The organism is Ferrimonas sp. SCSIO 43195 (assembly GCF_023716685.1).
GTDB lineage: Bacteria > Pseudomonadota > Gammaproteobacteria > Enterobacterales > Shewanellaceae > Ferrimonas > Ferrimonas kyonanensis.
Genome location: NZ_CP072679.1, coordinates 4,157,995 through 4,170,601, shown reverse-complemented (window position 1 = coordinate 4,170,601; position 12,607 = coordinate 4,157,995). Strand labels below are relative to the sequence as shown.

Below are 12,607 nucleotides of genomic sequence, written 5' to 3'. Positions count from 1 at the left end.
CTGTTCAGGGGCCCCATTAACTCATCCGATACGTTAAAACGGAGTACTACATGGCCTGGAATGAGCCTGGAAATAAGGGTAAAGACCCATGGGGGAACCGGGGTGGCAACGATCAGGGGCCACCGGACCTGGATCAGGTGTTCCGCAAGCTGTCTGGCCGCTTTGGCGGCGGAAAAGGCGGTGGTGTCAGCGCCGGCATGATATTGGGTGTGCTGGTGTTGGCGGCCATCACCTGGTTCCTGTCGGGCATCTACAAGATTGAGGAAGCGGAGCGCGGCGTCGTGCTTCGGTTCGGTGAGTTTTACGAGTTGAGAGAGCCCGGCCTGCACTGGAAAGCCACCTTTGTGGATCAGGTGTACCCGGTGAACATCAACAACATTCGTGAACTGCCTGCGTCCGGCATGATGCTGACCATGGATGAAAACGTGGTCGCCGTCGAGATGAAGGTGCAGTACCGGGTCGTGGATCCTCGCGCCTATCTGTTTAACGTCACCAATCCCGATGAGTCTCTGAATGAGGCGATGGACAGCGCCCTGCGCTACGTCATCGGCCACACCGTGATGGATGACATTCTGACTACCGGTCGTGAGCAGGTCCGTCAGGATACTCGTGCAGAGCTGGAGGGGATCATCGAACCTTATGGTCTGGGCATCCAGGTGGTGGACGTCAACCTGTTGCCGGCGCGTCCGCCGGAAGAGGTGAAAGACGCCTTTGATGATGCCATCTCGGCCCAGGAGGATGAAGAGCGTTTCGTTCGTGAGGCGGAAGCCTATGCCCGTGAAATCGAGCCTCGTGCCCGCGGTCAGGTGCAACGGATGGAACAGGAAGCCAACGCCTATCGCGACCGGGTCACCCTGGAAGCGGAAGGTGAAGTCGCCCGCTTCGTTCAGTTGCTGCCTCAGTATCAGGCGGCCCCAGACGTCACCCGTGATCGTCTCTACCTGGAGACCATGGAAAAAGTCTACGGCAGCACCTCTAAAGTGATGGTGGATACCGAAGGCAATGGCTCCATGTTCTACCTGCCGCTGGATAAAATTGTTGGTCAAAGCGCAGGTCAGGCTCCGAATCGAGCCGCGGCACCGCAGATGAACGACAGCAGTTCGCTGCCGAGCAACAATTTTAACAACCGCCGTAATGTTCGCAGCGACAGCGTGCGCCAGGGGAGGAATTAAGTCATGAAACCCATTTCTATTGGCGTCATTGTCGTCATTCTGTTCCTGGGCCTGTCCTCACTGTTTGTGGTCAGCGAAGGCGAGCGTGGCATCGTTAAACGCTTTGGTAAGATTGCCAAAGACGCCGACGGTGTGACTCTGGTGTATGAGCCTGGTATCCACTTCAAGGTACCGGGTATCGACACCGTGATTCGCCTCAATGCTCGTATCCTGACGCTGGATGCCCCGGCGGATCGTTTTGTGACCTCGGAGAAGAAAGATCTGATGGTGGATTCCTACGTTAAGTGGCGAATTACCGACTTTGAGCGCTACTTCCTGTCTACCTCAGGCGGTAACCAGTTGCAGGCGGAAGCCCTGCTGCAAAGTAAGATCAACAACGGCCTTCGCAGTGAATTTGGTACTCGAACCATCTCCGAAATCGTTTCCGGCAGCCGCGATGAGTTGCAGCAGGAAGCCCTGAAAGGCGCGGCCGAAAGTGCGCTGGAGCTGGGCATCAAGGTGGTAGACGTGCGGGTGAAGCAGATAAACCTGCCTCGTGAGGTCAGCTCTTCCATCTACGATCGTATGCGCGCCGAGCGTATCGCCGTTGCCAAGGAGCACCGCTCCCAGGGTAAGGAAAAGGCCGAAGTACTGCGGGCGAATATCGACGCTAAGGTGACCGTGATGGTGGCTGAGGCAGAGAAAAATGCGCGGACCATTCGAGGCCAAGGGGACGCACAGGCAGCCAAGATCTACGCCGACGCTTATACCAAGGCGCCGGAGTTTTTCTCCTTCCTGCGCAGCCTGGATGCTTACTCGAAGTCCTTTAACAGCAAGCAGGACGTGTTGGTGGTGTCGCCAGACTCGGAGTTCTTCCAGTACATGAAGAGCACCACTAAACCGCAATAATAGTATTGCTTAAATTAAAGCCCGGCAACCGCCGGGCTTTTTGTATGGAGCGGACGAAAATGAGCACCCAGAGCTGGCTGATTGCCCTTGGTATGGTATTGGTTTTAGAGGGTATTGGGCCCATGCTGTTGCCGGAACAATGGCGTAAAATGGTCACCGAGATGAGCCGGCAACCGGATCAGTTGTTGCGTCGGTTAGGGGGGGTACTGGTCACAATTGGTGGGGTAATTCTGTATATTTTTTCCAGATAGCTGCTGTTTTGAGCATTTTGTTCTGGTAGAATCCTGCTTTAACCACCTACCTCTGTATTCATAATGAGTAAAAATGTTGTTGTTCTTGGCACCCAGTGGGGTGACGAAGGCAAGGGCAAGGTCGTAGACCTGCTTACCGATAAATCTTCCTATGTGGTGCGTTATCAAGGCGGCCATAACGCTGGTCACACTCTGGTGATCAACGGCGACAAGACCGTACTCCACCTTATTCCATCAGGCATTCTTCGTGACAATGTAAAGTGCATCATCGGTAACGGTGTGGTGCTGTCCCCAGAAGCACTGATGACTGAGCTGACCATGCTCAAAGAGCGTGGCGTTCCGGTGGAAGAGCGACTGCTGATCTCCGAAGCGTGCCCGCTGATTTTGCCGTACCACATCGCCGTGGACCAGGCCCGAGAGGCGGCTCGCGGCAACAAGGCCATTGGTACCACCGGTCGTGGTATTGGCCCGGCATACGAAGACAAGGTTGCCCGTCGTGCATTGCGCGTTGGTGATCTGTTCGATGCTGAGCGTTTTGCTGAGAAGCTGAAAGAGGTACTGGCGTACCACAACTTCATGCTGGTGGAGTACCACAAGGCTGAGCCGGTGGACTTCGATACCGTGTATGAACAGGCGATGTCCGTTGCCGAGCTGCTGAAGAGCATGGTGGTGGATGTCACCGATCTGCTGGACAAGGCCCGTAAAGCCGGTGAGCCGATTCTGTTCGAAGGCGCCCAGGGCACCTTGCTGGACATCGACCATGGTACTTACCCGTACGTGACCTCCTCCAACACCACCGCCGGTGGCGTGTCTACCGGTTCCGGCTTTGGCCCGAACCGCATCGATTACGTTCTGGGTATTGTGAAAGCCTACGCGACCCGCGTCGGTGGCGGTCCGTTCCCGACCGAACTGGACGATGCCGTTGGCACCCATCTGGGTGAGAAAGGGCATGAGTTCGGTGCCACTACCGGTCGCCAGCGCCGCACCGGTTGGTTGGACATCGTGGCCATGCGCCGCGCGGTTCAGATCAACGGCATTACTGGCTTGTGTCTGACTAAGTTGGACGTGCTGGATGGTCTGCAAGAGTTGAAGCTGTGCACCGGCTACAAGATGGCCGATGGTCGCATTGTCGACGTGCCACCTCTGGCGGCGGAAGACTACGAACACGCGGTTCCGGTATACGAAAGCATGCCGGGCTGGAGCGACAACACCTTTGGTGTGGTCGAGCACGACAAACTGCCTCAGGCAGCACTGGATTACATCGCCCGCATCGAAGCGTTGCTCGAAGTGCCGGTGGACATCATCTCGACCGGCCCCGACCGGGTTGAGACCATGATTTTGCGAAATCCTTTCGCCTAATCATTGAGTGTAAAACGGGGCCTTCTGGCCCCGTTATGCTATGGTGGACTTTAGTTTTTCCCGGTTTGGTCGATACGTTAGAGTATGAAGCGCATTTATCTGCTGTTGACAACATTGCTGATGATTGCCCCTGCCCAGTCGGAATTGCAGGTGGTGGAACTGTACTCTCAGGACGCACTGTTGCAGATGATTCGCGACAATACCCATCTGATGCAGATGCGCCGTGACGATTGCCAGTTGGTGGAAGACGTACAGGCTCATGCCAAGATCCTAAAAGAGCCCGCCTATCAGATGCTGTGGGCCGACATGCTGATGTACGGCGTCTGTGTCGACAAAAACGTCAAAGAGGGGTTCTATTACCTCGAGACTGCTTCGGAGTCCGGATTGCCTGACGCCCTGGAGCAGTTGGGACGTTACTATCGCATCGGCAAGTTCACCCTGGTGAACCAAGAGCTGGCGGTGCACTACTACAAGCTGGCCTCTGAGCAAGGGCATTTACGTGCCCGTTTTGATTTAGTGCGAATGTACCTTCAAGGCTACGGTGCGCCGCGGGACTACCCGCAGGCGTATCGGTGGCTGTTTGAAGAGGTGTATGAGCACGACGAAGACCAGGCTACGGCCGATGAGCTGCTGAGCCAACTGGCCCGCTTTATTCCCAACCGGGAGGTGGAAGCCATCGAAGCCAGCCAAAAATTTCAGGATAAGTATCGCTGAGAGTCAGTATACTTTTCCGGTAACCCCATTTTTATCTATCGAGTAAATCACTATTGAGTAATCAAGATCCCCATTTTCAGCGGGAGGCTGAAAAGTACGAAAATCCGATTCCCAGCCGGGAGTATCTGCTGCAGTTGATCGCCGACGGTCGTGGCTTGATTGGTCGCGATGAGCTGGCTGAACAGCTGGGCCTGGAAGGGGACCAGTACGTGGCCCTGATGCGTCGCCTGCGCGCCATGGAGCGCGATGGTCAGCTGGTGTACACCCGTAAAGGGCGCTATGGCATTCCGGAGAAGATGGATCTGCTCACCGGCACCGTACTGGGGCATCGCGATGGCTTTGGTTTCTTCCGCCCCGACGACGGTGCCGGTAAGGACATGTTCCTGACCGAACGCACCATGCAGAGTGTACTGCATGGCGATCGGGTGATGGCCCAGGGGGATCGACACGATCGCCGCGGCCGTCAGGAAGCCCGAATTGTGCGGGTCCTCGAGCCCCGCAGCGCCAACATCATTGGCCGCTATTTCACCGAAGATGGCATCGGCTTCGTGGTGCCGGACGATCGCCGCATCAGCCAGGACATTCTGATCCCGGCAGAGCAGCGACTGGGCGCCCGCTTGGGACAGGTGGTGAACGTTGAGCTGACCCAGAGACCGGGACGACATACCCACGCCAAGGGCAAGATAACCGAGGTGCTGGGAGACGAGATGGATCCGGGCATGGAGATCGAGATCGCCCTGCGCAATCACGATCTGCCACACCAGTTCCCTCAGGCGGTGCTGGATCAGGTGGCGCAAATCGACGACGAGGTGACCGAGGCCGATAAGCAGGGCCGGGTGGACTTGCGACAGCTGCCACTGGTGACCATCGACGGCGAAGACGCCCGCGACTTCGATGACGCCGTTTACTGCGAGAAGAAGAAGAGCGGCGGTTGGCGCCTGTGGGTGGCCATTGCCGACGTCAGTCACTATGTGCGCCCAGGAACGCCGCTGAACGACGAGGCCCTGAAGCGGGGCAACTCGGTGTATTTCCCGGCCCAGGTGATTCCGATGCTGCCGGAGAAGCTCTCCAACGGCCTCTGTTCCCTCAACCCGGGGGTTGATCGTCTGTGCATGGTGTGCGAAATGACGGTATCGGCTTCCGGCAACCTGTCTGGCTACAAATTCTACCCGGCAGTAATGCATTCCCATGCCCGGCTGACCTACACCAAGGTGGCGGCCATGCTGGATGGGGATAAGCGACTGATCGAGCGTTATCAGTCGGTGTTCCCGCACCTGCAGCAACTGCACAAGTTGTACGCGGCTCTGGACGGCGCCCGCCTTAAGCGTGGCGCCCTGGTGCTGGAGACCACCGAGACCCAATTTATCTTCAACAGCCAGCGACGCATCGAGCAGATTGTGCCCCGTGAGCGCAATGTGGCGCACAAGATGATTGAAGAGTGCATGATTCTGGCCAACGTCGCTTCGGCCCGGTTCGTGAAGAAGCAAAAGGGCGAAGTGCTGTACCGGGTTCACGAAGGACCGGGTGACGCTAAGTTGAAATCGCTGCGCGATTTCCTCGGTCAGCAGGGGCTGCAACTCGGTGGTGGCGATGAGCCTTCGCCGACCGACATCGCCAAGCTGTTGGCCTCGCTCAGTGGCCGCGCCGATGCCGAGCTGGTGACCACCATGGTGCTGAGATCCATGAAACAGGCGGTGTACAGCCCAGACGATGAAGGTCACTTTGGTCTGGCACTGCAGGGTTACAGCCACTTCACCTCGCCGATTCGTCGTTACCCTGACCTGATTTTGCATCGGGTGATCCGTGGTTTGCTGGCCAAGGACAGTGAGGGTGGCATGCTCAAACGGGCCATTGGCAGCCTGCTGAATCGCGACGCCACCAAGGCGGACGATGCCGGTGTGCTGTACACCACCCAGGAGTTGGTGGAGTTGGGTGAGCACTGCTCCATGACCGAGCGCCGTGCCGATGACGCGACCCGGGATGTGTCGGATTGGCTCAAGTGCGAGTTCATGCAGGATCACGTCGGTGACACCTTTGAGGCGGTGATCAGCGGCGTCACCAGTTTTGGTCTGTTTGTACGCCTGAACCAATACCACATCGACGGCCTGGTGCACATCTCCAGCCTGGAAAACGATTATTTCCATTTTGACGCGGTGCGCCAGGGATTGTACGGCGAACACAGCGGCAAGCGTTATCGCCTCGGCGATGCGGTTGAGGTGAAAGTGATGTCGGTGAAGCTGGACGATCGTCAGATCGATCTGGGTCTGGTTCAGGAGCCGTCCAAAGGCCGCAAAGGTAAGCCCAAGTCCGGCCGCAAGCCGGCGGACAGCAACGGGCCCTATAAAGCCAAACAGGGCAAGCCCAAGTCGGGTCGAAGTGGCGGTGGCAAGCGCAGTGGCGGTTCACAGTCGCGCTCCGGGGCAGCCAAAGGCGGTGCCAAGAGCGGTGGCAACAAAACAGAGACTCGCGGCAGTGCGGGTAAAAGCAGTACTAAGCGGAAAAATCGTTAATGAAACAAGAGATGGTATTTGGCCTGCACGCCGTTGAGGCGTTGCTGGCGTCGGAGCCTGAACGGGTAAAGTCCATTTGGATGCTTAAAGGGCGTGACGACGATCGTCTACAGCGCATTCATCAACTGGCGATGCAGCATGGCATCAGTTGTCAGCCCGCAGCTCGAAAGGCGCTGGATGATAAGGCCAAGTCACCTCAGCATCAGGGCGTTGTTGCCGCCGCCAAGGCGGCGCCGGTGAAAGGCGAGGCGGAGCTGGATGCCCTGCTCAATGGGGTGGAGACGCCGCTGCTGCTGATTCTGGACGGTGTGACCGACCCTCACAACCTCGGCGCCTGCCTGCGCAGCGCCGATGCCACCGGTGTCCACGGTGTGATCGTGCCCCGGGATCGCTCCGCCAGTCTCGGTCCTGTGGTGCGTAAAGTGGCGGTGGGCGCTGCCGAAAGCGTGCCGCTGTTTCAGGTGACCAACCTGGCGCGCACCATGCGTGAGTTGCAGGAGCGAGGGGTGTGGATCGTCGGCACTGCCGGTGAGGCCGATCATGATTTGTATCAGGCGAAGTTAACTGGCCCGTTGGCGTTGACCATGGGCGCCGAAGGCAAAGGCATGCGCCGCCTGACCCGGGAGCACTGTGACGAGCTGATCTCCATTCCCATGGCCGGGGTGGTCACCAGCCTCAATGTGTCGGTGGCAACCGGCGTGTGCTTGTTCGAAGCGGTGCGCCAGCGGCGGAGTTGATTCTCAAGACACAGCAAAAAGGCGCCGTTGGCGCCTTTTTTTGTTCCTGGAGGGGATTAGAAGCTGTACAGCAGGTTGACGGTGGAGATGATGTCGGTCTTCTCGCTGTTTTCCGGCACCTTTTCGGTGTATTTGACGTCGGTGCCTATCTTTAGAGCCAGATCGGCCCATAACTGATTCCGAATCGACAGTTTCAGGGTGGCGATGGTATTGCGGTTACCGGTTTCCACCGCACCTTCGGCATTGAAGGTGGTGTATTCGTGCAACCGCTGTTCCAGTTTGCCGGCGAAACGGGCAATGCCTTCGTCGGTGGAAGAGCCGTCGCTGTCGGTATCGCTGTCGCTGAGATTGGGTTTGTTGTAACGGTAACCGGCACCGGCTTCCAGCGACAGCTTGGTGTGGCGATGATCAATGGGGGAGTAACCGTAACCGAAGGAGTAGATCTGCTGCTGGGTAAAGGAGCCGAATCGATCCCAGATCAATTCACTCCGGCCATAGACGTACTGGGTTCCTTTGAGCTTGTAATCCAGCTGGTACTGCACCGTGTATTGTTCGGCGGTGGTACTCTGGTTGTCAGAGGCAAAGTAGGCGTGCAGATTGGTTTCGTGGCGGGCTGCTTCCGCATCGTAAACAATTTTACCGCGGCTGTTGAAGTTGCTTGATTCGGTGTTGCCTGAGGTGTACTGCAACCCCAACTCCACTTCGGCGTCCAATCTGTCTTCAGGCTCTTTGTACTCCGGTGGCACCAAGGCCCACACCGACGGAGACAACAGCACGGCGACCATCATCAATCGTTTCATAATACCTACTGCTATCACTGCGTATTTTTGTTTGATTTCTTCTCAGTCCCGGCAAGGTGGCGGGCTTAGGGTGCAGGGCGTTATCTTACCTCAAAGCGATTCAAAACGGCGATCAACTGAGGGAATTTCTCTGCCGCCGCTGCGCCAAGCCGGCTGGAGCCAGAGTGGCGGTGAGAATCGCTTGCTCACCCTGCGGGAATCCTGTAATATGCGCCGGCTAATCAGCCGAAACCCTTTTGTTCCTTGCCTCCAGGTATGGCTGAGCCTGAAAGAGGCTGAATAACCGTAAGGATCAATAATGCGTCATTACGAAATCGTATTTATGGTTCACCCTGATCAGAGTGAACAGGTTCCAGGCATGATCGAGCGTTACACTGCTACCATCACTAAAGATGGTGGTTCTGTAAACCGCTTGGAAGACTGGGGCCGCCGTCAACTGGCATACCCAATTGAGAAGCTGCACAAAGCACACTACGTGCTGGTTAACGCTGAAGCGACTGCTGAAGCCGTTGCTGAACTGGAAACCAACTTCCGCTTCAACGATGCCGTTATCCGTAGCATGGTAATCCGTACCAAGGGTGCTGTTACCGAGCCATCTCCAATGGCTAAAGCTAAGGAAGAGCGCCGTGAGCGTGATGATCGTCGTGACGATCGTCGTGAAGCACAGCCAGCTCCAGCTCCAGCTGCTGAGGAAGCCAGCGCCGAGTAAGAGCTGTGAACACTAACCGCCTCGAGCTGACGGGCACTGTCCTTCGGCCACCGAAAAAGGCAACTGGAATCAATGGAATTCCCCACGGATATTTCATTCTGGAGCATCGCTCCATGCAGCAGGAAGCCGGACTGAATCGTCCCGTTTACTGTCGGATTCAAGTGGTTGTCAGCGGTCAGCAATCACAACCTTTACTGGACAATCTGGATTCCGGCCATGCAATCAGGGTCGCGGGGTTTCTCGCCTGGCAACAAAGCCGAAATGGCCAAAGCCGCCTGATTTTGCATGCTGACTCAATTGAACCTATTTCATAGGAGATGCCCACATGGCACGTTATTTTCGTCGTCGTAAATTCTGCCGTTTCACTGCAGATGGTGTTACTGAGATTGACTACAAAGACGTAGCAACTCTGAAAAACTACGTTACCGAAAGCGGTAAAATCGTACCGAGCCGTATCACTGGCACCAGCGCTAAGTACCAGCGTCAGCTGGCTCGCGCTATCAAGCGTGCTCGTTACCTGGCTCTGCTGCCTTACACTGACCTGCAAGGTTAAGTTTAGGCATTAGGTTAACCCTTTTAAGTAGAGGAAAAGGTAATGGAAGTTATTCTGTTGGATAAGATTGCCAAGCTTGGCGGTCTGGGTGACAAAGTTAGCGTTAAGTCTGGTTACGCTCGTAACTACCTGCTGCCACAAGGCAAAGCAGTATTCGCTAACGCTGCTAACGTAGCTGAATTCGAAGCTCGTCGCGCTGATCTGGAAAAGAACATCGCTGACAAGCTGGCTGCTGCTCAAGCTCGCGCTGAGAAGCTGGCTGCTCTGGAAGGCGTTTCCATCGCTTCCAAAGCGGGTGACGAAGGCAAGCTGTTCGGTTCCATCGGTACTCGCGACATTGCTGACGCGATCACCGCTGCCGGCGTTGAAGTAGCCAAGTCTGAAGTACGTCTGTCCGAAGGCGCTCTGCGCAACACCGGCGAGTACGACATCGTTGTTGCTGTACACAACGAAGTGACTGCTACTGTTAAGCTGACCATTGTTGCTGGTGAGTAATCACTAAGCTGACACCGGTCGCTTAATCCGGGAAACCGGAGCAGAAAAACACCGCCTCAGGGCGGTGTTTTTTTATGCCAGTCTCGGCAGTGGCAACCAAAAAAGCCGCCATATGGCGGCTTTTTTCGTTAGTAAGCGTTTACTTGATCAGGGTCAGCTCGGTCAACAGGTTGTCGGCGCTGTCGACATTTTCCATCATCCACAACACGTAGCGGAAGTCGACGTGTACGGCCCGGGTGATGCTGGGGTTGAAGTACCAGTCCTTGGTGATCGACTCATAGGTGGAGTCGAAATTCAGACCGACCAGATCGCCGTCGCCGTTGAGGATCGGCGAACCGGAGTTGCCCCCTGTGGTGTCGACGCTGGAGAGGAAGTTCACTGGCACCGAGCCAAAGTGGCCGTCATTGGCCTCGGCACAAGGCAAAATGCCGCAGTACCAGGATTGGGTCTGCGCCTTGATGCTGTCCACCGAGTAGCTGCCATAGCGTTTGGCCTTGATGGCCTCGAGGATCTTTTGCGGTGCATTGAACGGTTCGACGCCGGTGTGCTTCTCGACAATGCCCTCCAGTCGGGTAAACGGCTGTTTGTACAGGGCATCGGCGGCCTGGTAGCCATCGACCACACCGTAACTGATGCGCAGGGTGCCGTTGGCATCCGGGTACACCGGCTGGTTACGGCTGTCGTACCAGTCCAGCAAGGCCGCCATCATAGCGGGACGCACGGCGGTGATGTCACCGGCCAGGGTCTGACGTTGCTTGCGATTGGCTTCGTTGGCGTCGTACAGGGCCACCGCCATCTTAATGAAGGGATCATCGCTGGCTTTGAACGCCGACACCGGCTGGGTCATCCACTTGAGGCGCTGGCCGCTGTCATTGAGGCCGGTGTTGGCATAGGCCTGATCCAGGTCCAGGGTTTCCAGTACCTTGTCCAGGGCCGCAGTCCGGTGCGACTGAGCCAGGTAGGCGTCGATGTCCATCTGCCACAGGCCCCGATCCATACGAGTATGGAAGCTGCGGGTCAGGCGGTTGAGACGGCCCTCGAGCATCTTCATGTCCCGCTCCTGATAGCCTTCCTCGCGCTCGGCATCGGGTTTTTGGCGCTCATTGGCCAGTTTATACAGTCGGTTGGCGGTGTTAAGCAGGGCACTGGACTGGGCATTTTCGAAGTAGAACGCCCGCTGCTTGTAGTTTCGTTGCTCGGCCAGCTTTTTCTCCAGCTGTTCAACCTTGGCCAGGGCGTCGGCACGGCTCGGCTCGGCTTTCAGCCAGTCTTTGAAGGCGTGTTCATTGCTGCCCTTGATGGCGGGAATGTCGGTTTTACGAAAGCCATCCAGCAGGCCGTTCATCTTCTTCATGCGGTTGGCAAGGCTGGCTTTGGTGCCGGCGTAGGCGATCTTGATGACGCCGTCTTCGAGGCCGTACTGGTCGATGAGATCGATGCGCTGCTGATAGCGGCTGGCACCGACCGGATACTGCCAGTTACTGGCAAATTCCAATTCGCTCAGTAGTTTGTGTCTGCTGGTTCGGCCCGGGTAGCCTGCCACCAATACCCCGTCTCCCTGCTTCACGCCACTGGCGTTGACCTTAAGGAAGCTCTTGGGCTGGTAGGGGACGTTGTCTTCGCTGTAGGCGGCCGGTGAGCCATCCGGGGCAACGTAGGCCCGCAGGAAGGTGAAGTCACCGCTATGGCGGGGGTACTCGAAGTTATCGATGTCACCGCCGAAGGAGCCGACACTTTGAGGCGGCGCGTATACCAGACGCACGTCGCGAATCATCAACTGACGCAACAGGTAGTACTTTTTGCCGCCATGAAAGCTGCGCACATGGCAACGGTAGTTGTCGTTGGACTCACACTGCTTCAGCAGCGCCTTACGGTTGCCCTGGATGGTATGGTAGCGCTGATAGCCGTCCATGTCGTCGTTGACACCGGCGTACACCTGCTCGGTAACGTCTTCGATCTTGTCGGTGACGTACAGGCGTTCCTGAGGGCCAGCAGAAGGCTCTTTATCCAGGCTGGTGGCCAGGAAGCCATCATCCAGGTAGTTGTGTTCTTCATTGCTGTTGAACTGAATGCCCCGGTAGGCACAATGGTGGTTTGTGACAACCAATCCTTTGGGAGAAACGAAGGAGGCAGTACAATACCCCAGTCCTACCACCGCATTCATTGGATATTGATTCAGGTCCGCCAGCTGTTCGGCTGGCAGACGGATGCCGGCTTGCTGAAGCTCATCGCTCAGTTGCGGCATCTGCATGGGGAGCCACTGGCCTTCATTGGCGACAGCGGGCAGGGCCACGGCCAGGCTTAGCGCTAGGACGGAGACCGAAGAAGAAACTTTGGTTGGCATGGGAGGTCCCTTTATTATTATCATTCCTGTTTGGGCAATGCGCCCAGAAAGGGGAAATCTTACCAATTTAACGCA

At 56.7% G+C, this 12,607-nt stretch carries 13 protein-coding genes; 11 read left to right on the top strand and 2 right to left on the bottom strand.

Going from position 1 to position 12,607, the window contains the following annotated elements; translation table 11 throughout:
- The first annotated feature begins 50 nt into the window (after positions 1-50).
- The 7 genes from hflK (at position 51) to rlmB (ending at position 7,631) form a co-directional block, all read left to right on the top strand.
- On the top strand, positions 51-1,172 hold the full coding sequence (gene hflK, locus J8Z22_RS19215) for an FtsH protease activity modulator HflK (protein WP_028114379.1): 1,122 nt from the start codon (positions 51-53) through the stop codon (positions 1,170-1,172).
- Positions 1,173-1,175: 3 nt separating this feature from the next.
- Complete coding sequence (gene hflC, locus J8Z22_RS19210; RefSeq protein WP_028114380.1) at positions 1,176-2,060, top strand: protease modulator HflC; 885 nt, start codon at positions 1,176-1,178, stop codon at positions 2,058-2,060.
- Between the two features lie 59 nt (positions 2,061-2,119).
- Positions 2,120-2,311 (top strand): DUF2065 domain-containing protein, encoded by a 192-nt coding sequence (locus J8Z22_RS19205; RefSeq protein WP_028114381.1) that lies wholly within the window; start codon positions 2,120-2,122, stop codon positions 2,309-2,311.
- A gap of 63 nt (positions 2,312-2,374) precedes the next feature.
- Positions 2,375-3,670: an adenylosuccinate synthase gene (locus J8Z22_RS19200; RefSeq protein WP_252007647.1), complete on the top strand. Its 1,296-nt coding sequence runs from the start codon at positions 2,375-2,377 to the stop codon at positions 3,668-3,670.
- 84 nt (positions 3,671-3,754) lie between these two features.
- The gene (locus J8Z22_RS19195; RefSeq protein ID WP_252007645.1) at positions 3,755-4,384 is read left to right on the top strand and encodes a tetratricopeptide repeat protein; all 630 of its coding nucleotides are present in this window, start codon (positions 3,755-3,757) and stop codon (positions 4,382-4,384) included.
- 53 nt (positions 4,385-4,437) lie between these two features.
- Entirely contained in the window at positions 4,438-6,894 is a 2,457-nt protein-coding gene (rnr, locus tag J8Z22_RS19190; protein ID WP_252007642.1) for a ribonuclease R, read from the top strand.
- Positions 6,894-7,631 (top strand): 23S rRNA (guanosine(2251)-2'-O)-methyltransferase RlmB, encoded by a 738-nt coding sequence (rlmB, locus tag J8Z22_RS19185; RefSeq protein ID WP_028114384.1) that lies wholly within the window; start codon positions 6,894-6,896, stop codon positions 7,629-7,631. The genes rnr and rlmB overlap by 1 nt, the downstream gene beginning before the upstream one ends.
- Positions 7,632-7,687: 56 nt before the next feature.
- Here rlmB and J8Z22_RS19180 read toward each other — a convergent pair whose 3' ends face one another.
- Positions 7,688-8,431 carry a YdiY family protein gene (locus tag J8Z22_RS19180; RefSeq protein ID WP_252007639.1) on the bottom strand — a complete coding sequence of 248 codons (744 nt, stop codon included), beginning with the start codon at positions 8,429-8,431 and terminating at the stop codon, positions 7,688-7,690.
- 298 nt (positions 8,432-8,729) lie between these two features.
- On the opposite strand from J8Z22_RS19180, the gene rpsF reads away from it, so the two are divergent.
- Genes rpsF through rplI form a run of 4 tightly spaced genes read left to right on the top strand, consistent with a single transcriptional unit; the run spans position 8,730 to position 10,188 of the window.
- The gene (gene rpsF, locus J8Z22_RS19175) at positions 8,730-9,140 is read left to right on the top strand and encodes a 30S ribosomal protein S6 (RefSeq protein WP_028114386.1); all 411 of its coding nucleotides are present in this window, start codon (positions 8,730-8,732) and stop codon (positions 9,138-9,140) included.
- Positions 9,141-9,145: 5 nt separating this feature from the next.
- Positions 9,146-9,454, top strand: coding sequence for a primosomal replication protein N (gene priB / locus J8Z22_RS19170; RefSeq protein WP_084144535.1), 309 nt, complete (start codon positions 9,146-9,148; stop codon positions 9,452-9,454).
- Between the two features lie 11 nt (positions 9,455-9,465).
- A complete protein-coding gene (rpsR, locus tag J8Z22_RS19165) occupies positions 9,466-9,693 on the top strand; it encodes a 30S ribosomal protein S18 (RefSeq protein WP_028109942.1) in 228 nt (75 codons plus the stop codon).
- Positions 9,694-9,735: 42 nt separating this feature from the next.
- Positions 9,736-10,188 (top strand): 50S ribosomal protein L9, encoded by a 453-nt coding sequence (gene rplI, locus J8Z22_RS19160; RefSeq protein ID WP_028114387.1) that lies wholly within the window; start codon positions 9,736-9,738, stop codon positions 10,186-10,188.
- Between the two features lie 139 nt (positions 10,189-10,327).
- Here rplI and J8Z22_RS19155 read toward each other — a convergent pair whose 3' ends face one another.
- Positions 10,328-12,532, bottom strand: a complete 2,205-nt coding sequence (locus tag J8Z22_RS19155) for a S46 family peptidase (protein ID WP_252007636.1) — start codon at positions 12,530-12,532, stop codon at positions 10,328-10,330.
- Positions 12,533-12,607: the final 75 nt, after the last annotated feature.